17 protein-coding genes and 1 pseudogene are annotated in these 17,208 nt (G+C 72.2%); 6 read left to right on the top strand and 12 right to left on the bottom strand.

The window, feature by feature from the left end:
- Nucleotide 1: 1 nt before the first annotated feature.
- On the bottom strand, nt 2–1,282 hold the full coding sequence (locus ABD374_RS05885) for an SCO2321 family membrane protein (RefSeq protein ID WP_344491735.1): 1,281 nt from the start codon (nt 1,280–1,282) through the stop codon (nt 2–4).
- Between the two features lie 465 nt (nt 1,283–1,747).
- Here ABD374_RS05885 and ABD374_RS05880 point away from each other — a divergent pair, with 465 nt between their 5' ends.
- Nucleotides 1,748–1,999 (top strand): hypothetical protein, encoded by a 252-nt coding sequence (locus ABD374_RS05880; RefSeq protein ID WP_344491733.1) that lies wholly within the window; start codon nt 1,748–1,750, stop codon nt 1,997–1,999.
- Between the two features lie 79 nt (nt 2,000–2,078).
- Here the strand turns inward: ABD374_RS05880 and ABD374_RS05875 are convergent, their stop codons facing one another.
- On the bottom strand, nt 2,079–2,675 hold the full coding sequence (locus tag ABD374_RS05875) for a TetR family transcriptional regulator (RefSeq protein WP_344491730.1): 597 nt from the start codon (nt 2,673–2,675) through the stop codon (nt 2,079–2,081).
- Nucleotides 2,676–2,903: 228 nt separating this feature from the next.
- Here ABD374_RS05875 and ABD374_RS05870 point away from each other — a divergent pair, with 228 nt between their 5' ends.
- The 3 genes from ABD374_RS05870 (at nt 2,904) to ABD374_RS05860 (ending at nt 6,142) form a co-directional block, all read left to right on the top strand.
- The gene (locus ABD374_RS05870) at nt 2,904–4,220 is read left to right on the top strand and encodes a glycosyltransferase family 4 protein (protein WP_344491727.1); all 1,317 of its coding nucleotides are present in this window, start codon (nt 2,904–2,906) and stop codon (nt 4,218–4,220) included.
- 111 nt (nt 4,221–4,331) lie between these two features.
- A complete protein-coding gene (locus ABD374_RS05865) occupies nt 4,332–5,078 on the top strand; it encodes a class I SAM-dependent methyltransferase (RefSeq protein ID WP_344491724.1) in 747 nt (248 codons plus the stop codon).
- Nucleotides 5,075–6,142, top strand: coding sequence for a prenyltransferase (locus ABD374_RS05860; protein ID WP_344491721.1), 1,068 nt, complete (start codon nt 5,075–5,077; stop codon nt 6,140–6,142). The genes ABD374_RS05865 and ABD374_RS05860 overlap by 4 nt, the downstream gene beginning before the upstream one ends.
- A gap of 13 nt (nt 6,143–6,155) precedes the next feature.
- Here the strand turns inward: ABD374_RS05860 and ABD374_RS05855 are convergent, their stop codons facing one another.
- From ABD374_RS05855 to ABD374_RS05830, 6 genes are all read right to left on the bottom strand, one after another.
- Complete coding sequence (locus ABD374_RS05855; protein ID WP_344491718.1) at nt 6,156–6,449, bottom strand: hypothetical protein; 294 nt, start codon at nt 6,447–6,449, stop codon at nt 6,156–6,158.
- An 18-nt stretch (nt 6,450–6,467) separates the two neighbouring features.
- On the bottom strand, nt 6,468–6,929 hold the full coding sequence (locus tag ABD374_RS05850) for a VapC toxin family PIN domain ribonuclease (RefSeq protein WP_344491716.1): 462 nt from the start codon (nt 6,927–6,929) through the stop codon (nt 6,468–6,470).
- Nucleotides 6,930–7,005: 76 nt separating this feature from the next.
- Nucleotides 7,006–7,260, bottom strand: a complete 255-nt coding sequence (locus ABD374_RS05845; protein WP_344491714.1) for a ribbon-helix-helix domain-containing protein — start codon at nt 7,258–7,260, stop codon at nt 7,006–7,008.
- Between the two features lie 127 nt (nt 7,261–7,387).
- A complete protein-coding gene (locus ABD374_RS05840; protein WP_344491711.1) occupies nt 7,388–8,278 on the bottom strand; it encodes a hypothetical protein in 891 nt (296 codons plus the stop codon).
- Between the two features lie 120 nt (nt 8,279–8,398).
- Nucleotides 8,399–9,355 (bottom strand): N-acetylmuramoyl-L-alanine amidase, encoded by a 957-nt coding sequence (locus ABD374_RS05835; protein WP_344491708.1) that lies wholly within the window; start codon nt 9,353–9,355, stop codon nt 8,399–8,401.
- 22 nt (nt 9,356–9,377) lie between these two features.
- Entirely contained in the window at nt 9,378–10,022 is a 645-nt protein-coding gene (locus ABD374_RS05830; protein WP_344491705.1) for a class I SAM-dependent methyltransferase, read from the bottom strand.
- A 678-nt stretch (nt 10,023–10,700) separates the two neighbouring features.
- On the opposite strand from ABD374_RS05830, the gene ABD374_RS05825 reads away from it, so the two are divergent.
- The gene (locus ABD374_RS05825) at nt 10,701–11,885 is read left to right on the top strand and encodes a hypothetical protein (protein ID WP_344491702.1); all 1,185 of its coding nucleotides are present in this window, start codon (nt 10,701–10,703) and stop codon (nt 11,883–11,885) included.
- 63 nt (nt 11,886–11,948) lie between these two features.
- Here the strand turns inward: ABD374_RS05825 and ABD374_RS05820 are convergent, their stop codons facing one another.
- Nucleotides 11,949–12,569 carry an NIPSNAP family protein gene (locus ABD374_RS05820; protein WP_344491700.1) on the bottom strand — a complete coding sequence of 207 codons (621 nt, stop codon included), beginning with the start codon at nt 12,567–12,569 and terminating at the stop codon, nt 11,949–11,951.
- Between the two features lie 153 nt (nt 12,570–12,722).
- Between ABD374_RS05820 and ABD374_RS05815 the strand changes: the two genes are divergently transcribed.
- Entirely contained in the window at nt 12,723–14,159 is a 1,437-nt protein-coding gene (locus ABD374_RS05815; RefSeq protein WP_344491698.1) for an MFS transporter, read from the top strand.
- A 40-nt stretch (nt 14,160–14,199) separates the two neighbouring features.
- Here ABD374_RS05815 and ABD374_RS05810 read toward each other — a convergent pair whose 3' ends face one another.
- From ABD374_RS05810 to ABD374_RS05800, 3 genes and pseudogenes are all read right to left on the bottom strand, one after another.
- Entirely contained in the window at nt 14,200–14,805 is a 606-nt protein-coding gene (locus ABD374_RS05810; protein ID WP_344491695.1) for a response regulator, read from the bottom strand.
- A 22-nt stretch (nt 14,806–14,827) separates the two neighbouring features.
- Nucleotides 14,828–15,442, bottom strand: a pseudogene (locus ABD374_RS05805) (sensor histidine kinase); the annotation flags it as partial.
- A gap of 539 nt (nt 15,443–15,981) precedes the next feature.
- Nucleotides 15,982–17,145, bottom strand: a complete 1,164-nt coding sequence (locus tag ABD374_RS05800; RefSeq protein ID WP_344491692.1) for a hypothetical protein — start codon at nt 17,143–17,145, stop codon at nt 15,982–15,984.
- Nucleotides 17,146–17,208 lie beyond the last annotated feature (63 nt).

Genomic DNA, 17,208 nt, shown 5'->3' with positions numbered 1-17,208 from the left:
GTCACAGCTGCTGGTTCTTCTTCTTGCGGCCGCTGAAGAGGATGCCGGCGCCGACGCTGGCGACGAAGAAGACGGCGACGATCCACCAGGTACCGAAGCCGCCGTCACTGTCCTTCTTCTCGTCGGCGGACTTCCCGGCGGGCGCCTCGGCGGACTTCCCGGCGGCCTCGGGCGCGGGCCCGGTCGCGTTGAGCCCCTTCACCAGATCGGTGCCGCCGAAGTTCCTCGGATCGGTGCCGGTCGCGTTCGCGGCGAAGACCAGCTGGGCGTAGGCGGCGGGGCCGTGCTCCTCGGCCCAGCCCGCCGCGTTCTTCTCCAGCCACTTCAGCGGCTTCTGCGCCCGCGCGGCGCCGCCCTGCGCGGCCAGCGCGACGACGGCGTCCGCGGTGTTGCCGAAGTCGGGCTGCGCCTCGGTGTCCTCGGCGCCGGGCATGGGAGGCGTGTCGAGGTGTCCCGTCTCGGCGAGTACGCCGTCGAGGTACGCGGCACCGTTCGCGGCGGCCCGCGCGGGCGTCGGCTCGCCCTTCGTGCACGCACCGGACTGCGCGTCCTTCGTGCCGCCCCTGCTGTCCTTGCCGGCCTCGGCGTCCAGCCCCTTCCCGAGCCCGGCAAGGACACCGGCCGCCGTCGCGTCGGCGTTGGGCGCGAGCCCGCCGTCCTTGTCCGGCTGGTACGCGAACGCGCCGCCGCCCGTCTTCGCGTCGCAGGGCACCGAGAAGGTGACGAGCGCGTCGTACGGCGACTCGCCCTTCCGCGACTTCACCTCGCCGGGCTTCTCGCCCGCCGCCGCCAGCGCGCCGATCACGACCGAGGTGGAGTTGGCGTCGCTCGGGCTGCCCGGGTTGTAGCCCCAGCCGCCGTCCTTGTTCTGCGCGGACTTCAGCCAGCCGACGCCCTTCTTCACGGCGGCGTCCTGCCCGCCGAGGGCGCTCAGCGCCTGCACGGCCGCGGCGGTGGCGTTGCTGTCCACCACGGTCTTCGCCGTGCACGGCTCGGTGGCGTCGGCGCGGAAGGAGGCGAAGCCGCCGCTGTCGCACTGCTGCCCGACCAGCCAGCTCACGGCCTTCCCGGCGGGCTTCACGCCCACCGTGTCCTGCGCGAGCAGGGCAAGCGACTGCCGCCAGACACCGTCGTACGTCGGGTCCTTCTCGCCGTGGAGCCCCGAGGGGATCACGGGCGCCGGGGACGGGGACGGCGCGGCGACGGCAGCCGTGGCCGCGCTCGCGCAGAGGACGGCGGAAGCGGCGAGCACGGTGGCTGCGCTGCGGCGAAGGGGGGTCATGACGGGCGGGGCCTCTCCTGCTGAGGAGCCGGGCCCGGGCACGCGGAAACCACGCACCAGGCTCCGGCTCCGTATACCTCGACGGTGCCGAGCCATTGGTCATGCCGGACCGGGCGTTCCGACTCACCGCCCGTGAAGGACGGATCCACGCATGGGGTCTCCCCTGCTCGAGCGCAGTGGAGAGCCTGGGGAAGGGCCAGTGCCGGATTCGCACCGGCTTCCCCCGGAACGGCATGATGACGATTCGCACACTCTACCGGCCCGTCGCGGGCGGCCCCGGGGGGTGCCGGAGGCGGCAGGATCATGGGGTTCCGTGGCGGGGACCGTCGCGTGCCGCTCCGCTTTCGAACAGGGCCGAACAATTCTTTACCCATGAGTACCGCACTGTCACGACGTGACAGGTGTGACTGTCGCCGCCCCCGGCCGCGTGGAAGTCTCGGCGTCACCGCAGCCGAGGGGGGACCCGTGGACAACCGGTACGAGGTCTTCTGCCTCGCCGACGGACAGTTCCACGAGATCCCGGACCGGCTCTCCGCGAGCCGGCCCGGACAGCCCTCCTCGGTGCCGCTGTACGAAGTGGCCCGGCGCGAGCTCCCGCCGGGATGGCGCCGGTTCGTCTCCGGCGACTGGATGCACATCAACCCGGTCGGCGCCGACGGCGTACCGCTCCCCGGCCGGGCGGACTTTGGGTACGCGTGCGCCTGGTACCGCCGGTAATGCCGATCGGTCGAGATCTCCGGCCGCCTGATCGGCAGGGGGGAACGAAGCAAAACGGCTCAGGAGTGGTCAGATCCGGTCAGGTTCGGTCGATCAACCTGCACGCTGTCTCGATGTCGATCCTCACCCGGGCGATCGAGGCCCGGCCCGAGAGCCAGGTGATGAGCGCCGAGTGCCAGGTGTGCTCGATGACCCTGACCGCCGCCAGCTGTTCCGGCGTCGGCGGTCCCGGCAGGTTCATCGCCTCCAGGATGATCGCCGTCGTCTGCCGCGAGACCGTGTCCACCTCCGGACTGACACTGCGGTCCGCGAAGGTCAGCGCCCGCACCATCGCGTCCGCCAGCTGCGGCTCCCGCTGCAACGCGCGGAAGGCCCGCATCAGCGTCTCGGCGACCCGCTCGGCCGCGCTCTCCCCGGCCGGGGGCCGCTTGCGCAGTGTGCCGTGCAGGTGTTCGAGCTGGTCCTGCATGGTGGCGACCAGCAGGTGGATCTTGGAGGGGAAGTAGCGGTACAGCGTGCCCAGTGCGACGCCCGACGACTCGGCGACCTCGCGCATCTGCACCGCGTCGAAGCCGCCCCGGCCGGCCAGCCGCGCGCTGGTGTGCAGGATGCGGCGGCGGCGCGCCTCCTGGCGCTCCGTCAGAGGTGGCGGCGCCGGCTTGGCTTCCACGGTCATGCGTCCCGTTCCATGGCAGGTGTGCGTACGCCGGACCTGAGGGGGCGGGCCCCCGGGCGGCCCGCCACGGCAGGCACCCGCCGTGGCGCGAATCACCTGATCCGACGCTTACGGTGGCGCTACCTGCCGGTAGATTCAGAGCTGGTCGGGCGATCGATACTGAAACTTGTTCTAGGTTAGCGCCAGCGGCTACGCTCCGGTGAAAGAGCAGTGAGAAGGGGGCCGAGAGTGACCGCTGAGGCCATAGAGGCGGGCCCCCACGCGGGTGGACCCGGCACGGGTGACCGCCCGCTGCGCATCGCACTCCTCACCTACAAGGGGAACCCCTTCTGCGGAGGCCAGGGCGTCTACGTACGCCACCTCTCGCGCGAGCTCGCCCGGCTCGGCCACAGCGTCGAAGTCCTCGGCTCCCAGCCCTACCCCGTACTCGACGAGGGCGTACCGCTCACCGAGCTGCCCAGCCTCGACCTGTACCGCAGCCCCGACCCCTTCCGCACCCCCGGGCGCGACGAGTACCGCGACTGGATCGACGCCCTCGAAGTGGCGACGATGTGGACCGGCGGCTTCCCCGAGCCCCTCACCTTCTCGCTCCGCGCCAGGCGTCACCTGACGGCCCGCCGCGGCGACTTCGACGTCATCCACGACAACCAGACGCTCGGCTACGGCCTGCTCGGCGACCTCGGCGCGCCCCTGGTCACCACCGTCCACCACCCCATCACCGTCGACCGGCAGCTCGACCTCGCCGCCGCGGCGAGCCGCCGCAAGCGCGCCTCCGTGCGCCGCTGGTACGGCTTCACGCGCATGCAGAAGCGCGTCGCCCGCCGGCTGCCCTCCGTGCTCACCGTCTCCGGCTCCTCGCAGCAGGAGATCGTCGAGCACCTCGGGGTGCGCCCCGACCGCGTCCGTGTCGTGCACATCGGCGCGGACACCGGCCTGTGGTCGCCCGACCCGTCCGTCGCCGAGGTCCCGGGGCGGATCGTGACGACGTCCAGCGCGGACGTACCGCTCAAGGGCCTCGTCCACCTCGTCGAGGCGCTCGCCAAGCTCCGCACCGAGCAGCCCGACGCCCACCTCGTCGTCGTCGGCAGGCGCGCCGAGGACGGCCCGGTCGCCCGGGCCATCGAGGGGTACGGGCTCCAGGGCGCCGTCGAGTTCGTCAAGGGCATCAGCGACCGCGAGCTGGTCGACCTGGTCCGCAGCGCGCAGATCTCCTGCGTCCCCTCCCTCTACGAGGGCTTCTCGCTCCCCGCCGCCGAGGCCATGGCCACCGCCACCCCGCTCGTCGCCACCACCGGCGGCGCGATCCCCGAGGTCGCGGGCCCCGACGGCGAGACCTGCCTGGCCGTGCCGCCGGGCGACGCCGGCGCGCTGGCCGCCGCGCTCGGCCGGCTGCTGGACGACGCCGAGCTGCGCCGGCGCCTCGGCGCGGCCGGACGCGACCGGGTGCTGGACAAGTTCACCTGGGCCAGGGCCGCCCAGGGCACCGCCGAGCTCTACCGCGAACAGATCGCCGCGCACGGCGCGGTGCGCGGGGGAGCCCGGTGAGACCCCGCTGAAGCGGAAGCCGCCGCCGCGGACTCCGCCCGTCCCCGTCCCCGCCACGCGTGTCCGGTGACCCGGCGCCGCAACCACCCCCCACCCGGAAGGGCAGACCCCGTGCTGACCGTGGATTTCTCCCGCTTCCCGCTCGCCGCGGGCGATCGCGTACTCGACCTGGGCTGCGGCGCGGGCCGGCACGCCTTCGAGTGCTACCGGCGCGGCGCCCAGGTGGTGGCCCTCGACCAGAACGGCGAGGAGATCCGCGAGGTCGCCAAGTGGTTCGCCGCCATGAAGGAGGCCGGTGAGGCCCCGGCGGGCGCCACCGCCACCGCCATGGAGGGCGACGCGCTCAACCTGCCCTTCCCCGAAGCCTCCTTCGACGTCGTGATCATCTCCGAGGTCATGGAGCACATCCCCGACGACAAGGGGGTGCTGGCCGAGATGGTCCGCGTGCTGAAGCCGGGCGGCCGCATCGCCGTCACCGTGCCGCGCTACGGGCCCGAGAAGGTCTGCTGGGCGCTGAGCGACGCGTACCACGAGGTCGAGGGCGGCCACATCCGGATCTACAAGGCCGACGAACTGCTCGGCAGGATGCGCGAGGCGGGCCTCAAGCCGTACGGCACGCACCACGCGCACGCGCTGCACTCGCCCTACTGGTGGCTGAAGTGCGCGTTCGGCGTGGACAACGACAGGGCGCTGCCGGTCCGGGCGTACCACAAGCTGCTGGTCTGGGACATCATGAAGAAGCCCGCGGCGACGCGGATCGCCGAGCAGCTGCTCAACCCGGTGGTCGGCAAGAGCTTCGTGGCGTACGCGACCAAGCCGCACCTGCCGGCCCCGTCGGTGGCGGCGGCCGCCAAGTGACCATTCCCGGACGTACGGAACACCTGGTCCTCCCCGGCGTCCTCACCGCCGACGAGGCCGCCGAGACCGTGGCGGGCATCCTCGCCGTACAGCGCGAGGACGGCGCCATCCCGTGGTTCCGCGGTCACCACCTCGACCCGTGGGACCACACCGAGGCAGCCATGGCGCTCGACGCGGCCGGCGAGCACGACGCCGCCGCCCGCGCCTACGCGTGGCTGGCCAGGCACCAGAACGCGGACGGCTCCTGGTACGCGGCGTACGACGACGGGGACGCGGAGCGGGTCACCGACCGGGGCCGCGAGAGCAACTTCTGCGCGTACATCGCCGTCGGCGTCTGGCACCACTACCTCGCCACCGGCGACGACGCGTTCGTCGACCGCATGTGGCCGGCCGTCCACGCGGCGACCGAATTCGTCCTCGGGCTCCAGCAGCCCGGCGGCCAGATCGGCTGGAAGCGCGAGGACGACGGCACGCCCGTGGGCGACGCGCTGCTGACCGGCAGCTCCTCCATCCACCAGGCGCTGCGCTGCGCGCTCGCCATCGCCGAGCAGCGCGAAGAGCCGCAGCCCGACTGGGAGCTGGCGGTCGGCGCGCTGCGCCACGCCATCCAGCGCCACCCGGAGCGGTTCCTCGACAAGAGCAGCTACTCGATGGACTGGTACTACCCGATCCTCACGAGCGCGGTGACCGGGCCGGAGGCCAAGGCCCGTATCGAGGCGGACTGGGACCGGTTCGTCGTCCCGGGGCAGGGTGTGCGCTGCATAGTCCCCAACCCCTGGGTGACCGGCGGCGAGAGCTGCGAACTGGCCCTGGCGCTGTGGGTGATGGGCGAGTCGGACCGGGCGCTGGAGATCCTCCAGTCGATCCAGCACCTGCGGGCACCGGGCGGCCTGTACTGGACGGGATACGTCTTCGACGACGACGCCGTCTGGCCGCAGGAGCAGACCACGTGGACGGCGGGGTCGCTGCTGCTGGCGGTGGCCGCCCTGGGAGGAGACGAGGCGACCACCGCGGTCTTCAGCGGCGAACGGCTGCCGCTCGGCCTGGACCCGGACTGCTGCTAGCCGCGGTCCCGCCTCAGTGGCGGCGCAGGACGTTCGCCAGCGCGTGCCCGGCGAGGAGGTACACGAGCGCGGCGAGACCGTAACCGGCGACGACGCGCGCCCACGCCTCGTCGAAGGTGAACAGGTCGTGCGACCAGCCGGCCAGCCACCGGGCGGCGTCCTGGACGAAGTTCACCAAGTCGTTCGCGCGGTTCGCGTCCAGCAGGTACATCAGGATCCACAGGCCGAGGATGAAGGCCATGATGTCGGCGATGACGACGACGATCGTCGCCGCCCGGCTGCTTCCACTGCTATGGCGGGGGGACATGCCCGTCGTGTTGCCGCTTTACGCGGGCCGAAACCCGGGACCCGTACGGACAAGCGGGCCCCGGACCTCTGTCCGGAGCGCTCTTCCTTCGGCTGAGTGCCCGGAGCGCGGAGCCGTGACGGCCGCCCGCGGATCGTCCGGCAGGAGCCGGAGGGCCGTGTGTGCGGAGAGGGGCCCGACGGTGCGGAAGTCCTTCCGGTCCAGGGTGAGAACGGCGTCCGTCGCGTACTCGCGGGCGAGCACCGTGACCACGGCGTCGGTGAGGTCCAGTTCGAGAGCGCGGTACCGCCGCTGAGTCAGGCGGGCGCCGGACAGTACATCGGCGCTGGTCCTCCCGATTGCGTACCGGCCCGTGCGCGCGTGAGTGAGGATCCGGTCGATGACGGCGCCTGCCGCCTCCCGCCCGCAGCGTCCGCTCACCCAGTGGTCGGGCCCGGCGAGGACGAGCGGCGCGATGACGGCGAGCCCCGCGGTGTCCACGACCTCACGGGCCCGCGTGCGATCGGGGCGGCTCCGGTCGATGGACGCGATGATCCGGAGGTGCCGGCGATGACGATCACGGATGCCTCTGATCCGACGAGCCGAAGCCGCCGTTCCGCAGGAGGCTGTCGGAGTTCTCGGCGAGGGCGGGGTCGCCGCTGTCGAAAACAGGAAGTCCGGCGGGCTCGTGCCAGGTCCGGTTCTGGGCGATGGCGAGACGCACGCCCTCACGGATCAGCCCGGCCTCGCCCACCCCCTTGCGGGAGGCGGTGTCCTTGAGCGCGCGAAGATCTTCGTCTTCGAGGTACGCAGTCGTCCGCTTGAGCCTCATGTGCGTACGGTGATCCCGCCGTGCGTGAGCCGGCGTGCTCGCAGGCCGCGGCGGACGGACGGCTGTACGGCGACGGCCCCCGCCCGGAAGGGGCGGGGGCCGTCGCGCCGCTGCGGGGCGTGTGGCGTCAGCCGCGCTGGATGCCGGTGGTGTCCTGGAGGACACCACGGCGGCCGTCCTGCGTCTGGGCGACCAGACCGGGGCCGCGCTGGTCCACCGCCAAGTACCAGGTGCCGGGCTCGAGTTCGGCGATCGGCGTCGGCGTGCCGTCCTCGGCGTACAGCGGACGGGCGACCGGCACCGCGAACCAGAACGGCGCGAAGTCGGCGGCCGGCGCACCGGCCTGCTGCTGCGCCTGCGGGGCCGGAGCCTGCTGCGCCTGCGGCTGGCCGCCCTGCTGGGCCTGCTGCGGGCCCTGCTGCTGCGGCTGGCCGCCGTACGGCTGCTGCTGACCGGGACCGGGCTGGCCCTGCTGTCCCGGCTGGCCGCCGTAGGGCTGCTGCTGGGCACCGGGGTAGCCGTAGCCGCCGGGACCCGGCTGACCGGGATGGCCGCCGTACGGCTGCGCGACCTGCGGCCTCGGGGCGCCCATGAGCGGGGCCTTGAGAGCCGGGACGAGCGGGGCCGCGACGGCGCCGACGGCCAGCACGAGGGTGGCCACCAGACCCAGGATCATGCCGGCGCCCGCGTCCTGGGACATGTCGATGAGCGTCCAGAAGGCCGTCCACAGCGCGAAGACGGCGAAGGCCACCCCGAACTGCCCGAGGTCCAGACCGGCGACCTTGCGCCCCGGCATGGCACGGCTGAGGACGATCAGCGCCGCGCCGATGACACCGGCGAGGAAGACGCTCATCAGCAGACCCAGCGAGTCCCACGCATTGGGCGACGAGGACGAACTGGGGCAGAACTCGCCACTGCATTCGGGCACGGAGACAAGGCTGAGGAACGAGGCGACGAACAGCACCACCGCTGCTCCGATCACCACGCCGTCGCCTCGAGTGAGGGAGCGGATGTTCACTTTGAAGGTCCTTAGTGGGTCGACTCGTCGGGGCGGCACAGTGCGAAGCTCGGGGGAAGCTCCTCATCGTACGGATGAATGTATCGTCCCCCCGGCCGGGGCGACCGCCGGGTGTCGGACCTACCCCTTGAGGTAGCTGCCGATGCCGTCGGAGATTCCCTGCGCCGCCTTCTGACGCCACCCGCCGCTCGACAGCAGGGCCGCGTCCTTCGGGTCACGCATATTGCCGCATTCGATGAAAACTTTCGGCACAGTCGTCAGATTGAGACCACCGAGATCCTTGCGCACGTCCAACGCCGTGCCGTCACCCACGTAGTTGGAGGGCGCCATACCGGTCGCCTGCACGAACTTCCCCGCGATGCGCGTGCCGAGTTCGCGCGAGGGGGCGACGATCTTCGCGGTGTCCGCGGCCCCGGCCTTCACCACGGCGGGCAGGATCACGTGGAAACCGCGGTTGCCGACCGCCGAGCCGTCGGCGTGGACGGAGACGACGGCGTCGGCCTTCGCCTCGTTGCCGATACGGGCGCGCTCGTCGACGCAGGGACCGTACGGACGGTCGTCGTTCTGCACCAGCGTGACCGTCGCGCCCTGCTCTTCCAGGAGCGTGCGCAGGCGGCGCGAGACGTCGAGGGTGAACGCGGCCTCGGTGTAACCGTCGTTGGTGGACGTGCCGGTGGTGTCGCACTCCTTGCGGTGCGTTCCGACGTCGACGGTTTTGTTGATTTCTTCCGTATGGCGGAAGTTGCCGGGGTTGTGGCCGGGGTCGATCACCACGACCTTGCCGGTGAGCGGCCCGGCCCGGCGCGGTTTGTCGTCCTTCGACCCGGACGGCGTGGGGGTCGGCGTCGGCGTGGGTGCCGGCTTCACGGCTGTCGCCGTCGCGGACCGGCTCTTGTCGGGCAGCGGCATCGCCGTCGGCGCGCTGTCGCCGGGGCCGCTCATCACCTGCCACACGAGCCAGCCCGCCAGGGCGGTCGGCACGAGCACGGCGACCGCGACGACGAGGGTCCTGGGGCCGGAGCGGCGAGGAGGAGTGGGGGGAGGGGGGGAAGTGGGGGGCTCGCTGTCGTACGACACGCGGCGATGCTATCCGGGCCGGTCAGATCCCCGAGGATGTGCGGCGCAGGACGCGCAGCGAGTCGGTCGCGGAGATCTCGGTGAAGGCGCCGGACGCGAGGGCGCGCTGGTGCACGCGGTACGGGGCCTGTCCGCCGTCCGCCGGGTCCGGGAAGACGTCGTGGATGACGAGCAGCCCGCCGGCCGCGACGTGGGGGGCCCAGCCCTCGTAGTCGCCGTTCGCGTGCTCGTCGGTGTGTCCGCCGTCGATGAAGACGAGGCCGACCTCGCCGCCCCAGACGGCCGCGACCCGCGGCGAACGCCCGACGATCGCGATCACGTGGTCTTCGAGGCCCGCCGTGTGGAGGGTCCGGCGGAAGGTGGGCAGGGTGTCCATCAGGCCGATCTCCGGGTCCACGACCGTCGGGTCGTGGTACTCCCAGCCCGGTTGCTGCTCCTCGCTGCCCCGGTGGTGGTCGACGGTCACGGCGACCGTGCCGGCCTCGCGGGCGGCGTCGGCGAGGAGGATCGTGGAGCGTCCGCAGTACGTGCCGACCTCCAGCAGCGGCAGCCCGAGCGCGGCGGCCTCGGTGGCGGCGGCGTACAGGGCGAGCCCCTCGCGCACCGGCATGAAGCCCTTGGCGGCGGCGAAGGCGGCGAGCGTCTCCGGCTGGGGAGCGGCGGCCATGGGGTTCTCCTACTGGTCGGTACGTACAGGCCGCCCATTATCGCTTCACGTCCCCCTCGGACCACACCGCCCTGTCTCCGGGCCGTGGACAGCCAGTTGTGTGATTCGCGCCACCGGAGCGTGGTGACGTGATGGCGTTCGGCTGCGTGCGCCCCGCCCGGCGCCGCCGCTCAGCCCTGCCGTATCGCAGTCCGCGACTCCAGGAACCCCGGGCCCCGCCTTCAGCGTCGCGCCCTCCGCTTTCACGGCCTTCGCGGCGGCGGCGCTCGACGGCGCGGTCCAGGTCGGGGCTCGCCCGGCGAGCTGCACGATCAGGCCCTCGGGCAGGCCCGTGGCGGCCTGACCGCCCAGACCCGTCTCCCCGCTCCCCGGGCGCAGCACCGCCGAGTCCAGGGCGCGGCGCCCGGGTTGCGGGACACGATGAGGGGGCGAAGAGTGGTTCTTGCAACGCCTGCGCACCGTTGAGGTATGGATCTCCGGTGACCTTGGGCCGCCGGGATCAAGTCCACAAGGACGAAGCAGTACATCACCAGCGCACCTGGAACCCTCATGGCCAGAACCGCCCGGCGAAGAATCCCCCGCATTGTTGGCGCATCCTGCTTGGCTGCCGCGCTCGCACTACCGGTGGGCATGGGCACCGCTGTGGCAGCACCTGATGCCCTCACTCACATTACGGCGATGGCAGGACCTCCCGATCCCCCGGACCCGCCGCCGCAGCCGGATCAGCAGGATCCACCTCCGCCTCCGCAGCCGGATCAGCAGGATCCACCTCCGCCTCCGCAGCCGGATCAGCAGGACCCGCCTCCGCCTCCGCAGCCGGATCAGCAGGACCCGCCTCCGCAGCAGGAGCAGCAGGATCCACCTCCGCAGCAGGAGCAGGACGAGCAGGAACAGAATCAGCAGGAACAGAATGAGCAGCAGCAACTGAAGCAGTTCAACACACCGGAGAAGCAAGAAGAAGTACAGGAACAGGTGAACAACGCACCGGAGCAGGTGAGGGCGAACCTGGACAAGGTGCTGACCGAGGCGCTGAAGGTAATCAATAACCCTCAGGCGTCGGACCTGGACAAGGGAATCTACGCAGCTATTGTGGCCGATGTCAGCAGAACGCTGAACGTCATCGACGACCCGAATACGTCGGCAGAGGACAAGGCCACGTACACGAAGTTCCTGGCTGGGATCACCGGAGCATTGCAAATAGCCCAGGACCCGAAGAATTCTGCGAATGACCGGGCCGCGTACAGGGACATCGCCGACGATCTCTCCTATTGGGTGACGATTCTTCAGGATCCCGATACGAAGCCGGTGGACAAGGCGTACTACAAGGCGCAGGTGGAGCTGCTCAGCGACGCGCTGGTGGCGCTCTCGAAGGGGCAGGTGAAGGAACCGAAGGAGAAAAAGAACATCGAGACGGGTGTGAAGAATACCCTGGACGCGTTGAAGGAAATTCAGAATCCGAACGCGAAGCCGAAGGATCCACAGGATCAAGACAGGATCAAGCAGGTCTTGGAGAGGAACAGTGCCGCGCTGGTGGCCGTCCAGAACCCGGACGCGTCGGAGCAGGAGCGGAACGACGCGCAGGCGACGGTGAACCAGCTGACCGGTGCCCTCCAGAATTCCCAGTTCCTGGAATTCATGGAAGAGGTCAAGCGTCTTGGGGCACCCCCTACCTGTGTCCAGGCAATAGAGAACCGGACGAGCGGGGCCGGCTGGCCTGAAGGATCTCTCTGGGGCCTTTCTGATCCGTCGTGTGCCGATACGGTAGCCGCGGGCGCCAACGAAGGCGGCAAGTGGAGCGCGCTGTTTGAATGCGTGCAGAGCGGCCCCTTCTCCGAGTGCGTGGGCACCGTTCCCAAGGAGTGAAGCCACGAGGCCGGTTCCAAGCCTCGGTCGGGCCGCCTTCTGCCCGTCGGCCGCCCTCGGAACTCACCGCAGTACTGACCGCTCCGTGGGCGTCGGCCGCAGCCGTTGCCGCGGGGGCCTGGCCCACCGTTTCGAAAGGGGCGGCAGCACCTCCTCGCGCCAGTGTTCCGAGTGCTGCAGACGATTCAGGCGGTCGTCGAGGTGGTCTTCGCCGGTGAAACGTGCGAACCATACGAAGACCTCCTCGTTCGCCCGTACCGGCAGGGCCGGGAAGGTGTTCGGGGCGTCTTCCGACCGCAGGTACGCCGGGGGCTCGCCGCCGGCCCCGGCCGGTACGGGCCGCACCCGCTGCTCGAAGAACTCGACGAACGCGGTGTCGAACGGGCCGTGGCCGTACCGGACCGTGGCGAGGCCCAGCGGTGTCGACGAGGCCGCCGGCTCACCGGCGGCCTGTCGGGCACCGGCCGGTACAGGGAACCCGCCGCGTACCGAGGCCGGCCACAGCAGCAGGACGTCATCGGAGTCGGTCATCGTCGCGTTCGCCTTGTCGCGGTGCGCCTGCCAGACCGGTCCGCCGTAGAAGCTCTCCAACGCCTCGGCGCGGCTCGGCATGCCGTCGAAGCCGCGGAGCCAGACGAACCGGTCGGGGTCGTCCAGGGCGCGGAACTGCCCGAGGGCGGTCATGCCCACTGCCTCTCGGGGCTCGACGAACTCCCGGTCGAACAACTCGACCCGGACGTCTCGGACTTCTGGTGTTCCGCCGGATGGGCCCAGGACTCCGGTCGTACGCCGATGACAGGATGTACGGGCCGCCAGGCACCTGGGACCATGACACCCATGGTCCAGCCGCACACAGACACCGAGCCCACCCGCGCCTCCTCCCGCCCACCGCGCCCCACGCGGACCTGGGCCGTGGTCCTGGCCGCCTGCGCCGGGCAGTTCCTCGTCGTCCTCGACGTGTCCGTCGTCAACGTCGCCCTGCCTTCGATGCGCGCCGACCTCGGACTGAGCGCGATCGGCCTGCAATGGGTGGTCAACGCGTACTCGATCGCCTTCGCCGGATTCATGCTCCTCGGCGGGCGCGCCGCCGACCTGTTCGGCCGCAAGCGGACCTTCCTGACCGGGCTCGGCCTGTTCACCGCCGCGTCCCTCGCGGGCGGCCTCGCCCAGGAGGACTGGCACCTGCTGGCCGCCCGCGCGGTGCAGGGCCTCGGCGCGGCGGTGCTGGCACCCGCGACGCTCACCATCCTCACTTCGGCCGTCCCCGAGGGGCCCGCCAGGGCACGGGCCATAGGAACGTGGTCGGCGGTCGGCGCGGGCGGCGGGGCCGCGGGCGGGCTCGTCGGCGGCGTACTGACGGACGCGCTGTCCTGGCGCTGGGTGCTGCTGATCAACGTTCCGGTCGGCGCGCTGGTCCTCGCGGGCGCCGCCCTGTGGCTCGTCGAGAGCCACTCCAGGGACGGGCGGCGCCTGGACCTGCCCGGCGCGCTGCTGGTCACGGCCGGTCTCGCGACCCTGGCGTACGGGATCGTGCAGACCGAGGCCGAGGGCTGGGCGGCGGCGGCCACCCTGGTCCCGCTGACCGTGGGACTGGTCCTCCTCGGCGTCTTCGTGGCGGTGGAGGCGCGGACCGGGGCGCCGCTGATGCCGCTGAAGTTCTTCCGGGTGCGGGCGGTCTCGGCGGCGAACGCGGCGATGTTCGTGAACGGCTCCGCGATGTTCAGCATGTGGTTCTTCATGACGCTGTACGCCCAGAACGTGCTGGGCTACACCCCGCTCGGCGCCGGGCTCGCCCTCGTCCCCAGCTCGCTGAGCGTCGTCCTCGGCTCGAAGCTGGCCCCGCGCCTCATGGCCGGGGTCGGTGCCCGCCGGGTCGCGATCACCGGCACCCTGGTGGCGGCGGGCGGCATGGCGTGGCAGTCCACGATGAGTGCCGAAGGGACGTACCTCACGGCCATCCTCGGCCCGGGCGTCCTGATGATGGCCGGTGCGGGCCTCGCCTCCACCCCGCTGGCCTCGCTCGCGACCTCGGGCGGCGAGCCGGGCGACGCCGGGCTCCTCTCGGGCCTGATCAACACCTCCCGCACGATGGGCGGCGCGCTCGGCCTCGCGGTGCTGTCGACGGTCGCGGCGTCCAGGACGGCGGGCGGGGCGGAGGCGCAGGCGCTGACGGCGGGATACGCGCTGGCGTTCCGGGTCGGGGCGGGGGCGCTGCTCGCGGGAGTGGTGCTGATGCTGGTCTGGCTGCCGCGCCACCGCGAGAAGCAGGCGTAGCGCGAGGCAGGGGACGAGAAGGGACGGGAAGGGAAGAGGGTCAGAGCCAGCCCTGCTGCCTCGCCGCCCGTACCGCCTCCATGCGGTCGCGGGTGCCGGTCTTGCCGATCGCCGACGACAGGTGGTCCCGTACGGTCGACTCGGACAGGTCCAGCTTCCCGGCGATGTCCGCGACGGTCGCCCCGCCCACCGCCGCGTTCAGTACGTCGCGCTCGTGCGCGGTGAGCGGGCCGGGCCCGGAACCGAGGGCGGCCGCCGCGAGCACCGGGTCGATGACGGTCTCGCCGGTCAGCACCCGCCGGATCGCCGCCGCCAGCTCCTCCACCGGGCCGTCCTTGACCAGGAAACCCGCCGCGCCGGACTCCATCGCGCGGCGCAGACAGCCGGGCCTGCCGAAGGTGGTGAGGATCAGCACCCGGCAGTCGGGGGCCTGGTCGCGCAGCAGCGCGGCGGCGTCGAGCCCGCTGAGGCCCGGCAGTTCGATGTCGAGGAGCGCCACGTCGGGGCGGGACGTGAGGGCGGCGTCCACGATCCGGTCGCCCGCGGACACCTGGGCGACGACCTCGATGTCCGGCTCCAACCCGAGCAGCAGGGCGAGGGCGCCGCGCATCATGCCCCGGTCCTCGGCGAGGAGGACTCTGATCATGGGTGGGCTCCCGTTCTGATTCCGGTTCTGGTTCCGGTTCGAGGTCGGTGCTGACGGGCAGTTCGGCGTTCACCGGGAAGCCGCCGCGGGGGGACGAGCCGGCGTCGAGCGTGCCGCCGGCCGCCGCGAGGCGCTCGGCGAGGCCCTTCAGGCCCGTGCCGCCGGTGGTGACGGTGCCGGTGGCGGGCTGCTCGGAGCCTGTGCCGCGGCCGTTGTCGGTGATCTTCGGATGGACGCGCTCGGGGGAGCTGTCCACCACGGTCTCGCAGTGGTCCGCTCCACTGTGCCGTACGGCGTTGGTGACGGCCTCCCGCACCACCCGTCCGAGCAGCGCCTCCGTCTGGGGGCAGGGGCGGGCCCGTCCGGCGTACCACCGGCCCCATGCCGGCGGCGCCGGGGACCGACCGGGCGCCGTCCGGGTCGCGCGGGGCGGGACGGCGGGCGGCCTCCGACTTCACGACGATGACGGAGGGGGCGTGCCCGAGGAGGTCGTGCGGGTCGTGGGAGAGCGCAGGAGTTCCTTCGCCACGGCGGAGCGGGCCGGTTGCTCGCGGGTGGCACGCAGTTCGCGGACCGTCGTGGACAGCGAGAGGACGGTGGCGGTGACCGGGCCGGTGATGAAGGTGCCGTAGCCGACGGCGGCGGAGCCCCGGACCTGGCCGCCTGTCCCCGCTCGCGAGGTACCCGGCGGAGCCGGAGACGGCACCCGGCACCACCATGCGCACCTTGTCGCGCCGGACCGTCCCGCAGACGAGCGGGAGCGGCGGACGGAGCGGGCCGGGACGAATGTAATGGCGCGGCGCCCGCGGCCCGGTTTCCGGACCCCGAACGCCGGACGGGCCCGGTTGCCCGGGCCCGTCCGATGTTCTTGACCACGCGCCGGGCGCGTCTGACGCCGCGCCCGCGGCCCGGAGACCTACGGCCTGCGATGGCGGCCGTGAGCCGGAGCGCTGGAATCCTCTGTCGTGGCCGCGCCCCCCCGGTGCTTTCCGGAGCGGCCGGCGGCGTCCCGTTCGGCGGCCGAAGGCTGCGGCCGCGTCTGGATCGTGTCGGTTCGGGCTTCAGACATGGTGGGAGGTCCCCTGGAATCGCTGCGATCACTTTCAGTGGTGCAAGGCCCGCCCCGCCGTCACCGTCGGCGTTCAGCCGAAACGGCTGCGCAGCCCCGGCCCGAGTCTAACCACGGGCCCCGCGCCCGGTGAGGGGCGCCTGCTGAAGCGGTACGGGCTTGCACACCACAGGAGTGTCCCTGGCCGCGGATGGTTCCCCACCTGCGCGTTCCACTTGTGCGGTTTCGGTGACGACGACGTCTTCCGGGGCTTCGACGGGGGCCACCCCGCACGGCACCGCACCCGTCGCGTACGGCAGTCGCAGCACCCCCTCGCGCGTCCACAGCCCGGCCCCCGCCAGCCACCCCGCCGGCGCCGCGAGGTGGTGCAGCCTGCGCCCGGAAGGACGCCACACCCCGACCCAGCTCCCCGCCGCCCCGTCGATCCGCAGCGCCACCGCGCAGTTCTCCGGCATCAGCTCCTGCCCCGGCTGCACCGCGAAAGGCGTCACCGCGCAGTCGGAGGGCCCCAGGCACTCGGGGAAGCGCACCGGAAGCATGCTCCCCAGCACCCCCCAGCCCAGCCGGTCGTGCCCCGGCGCGTCCGACCTGATCAGCAGCAGCCCGCTGTCCGCGTCGGCGAGCAGCAGCCGGTCGTTGCTGCCCTCCGCGATCTGGAGCAACGGCGTCACCTCCCCGCCCCGCTCCAGGTCGACGGCCACCGTCTTCGTCACCCCGTCGGCCTCCCGGTCCAGGGCGAGCATCCGTCCCGTACGGTCGAGCCACACGCCTCCCGAGCAGTGCCCCGCGACCTCGGCGACGCGCTCGGGCCCGAAGGCGCCGCCCGCCACCAGCCATACGGTGGTGGTCGCTTCGCCCAGGGCCAGGGCGTACGCGCGACTGCCGTCCGGGGCCGGCGGCAGCAGCGCGAGCCGCTCGCACTCGACCGCGCCGACGGGCAGCTCCCCGGTCCGCGGTCCCGTCGGATACAGCAGGGAGAAGGAGTGCCGGCCGCCGCCACCGCCGAAGACGTGCGAGGCGCCGCCGTGGCGTCGGTGGATCAGCACCCGCCCGTCCGCCAGCGGCAGCAGCCCGGTGTCCGGCTCCTCGGGCTGGTCGGCGGGGAGCGGCACGGCGTAGGGCTCGGGGCCGTCGAGCGTCCACCGCTCGGGGAACCGCGCGTCCCCCTCGCCCGCCAGCCGTGCGCCGTAGGAACCGTCAGCGGCGATCGTGAACACCGCCGCACCCAGGGCGTCGCCGTCAGCGGCGGTCTCGATGGCAGGGGCCGTCATCGTCAGTCACCTCCGGCGACCGAAGCTAGTTTTCGCACTTCCAGCCGAACAACACGAGACCGT

The sequence above is a fragment of the Streptomyces enissocaesilis genome (assembly GCF_039533765.1).
Taxonomy (GTDB): Bacteria; Actinomycetota; Actinomycetes; order Streptomycetales; family Streptomycetaceae; genus Streptomyces; species Streptomyces enissocaesilis.
This window is presented reverse-complemented; position numbering and strand designations above follow the sequence as displayed.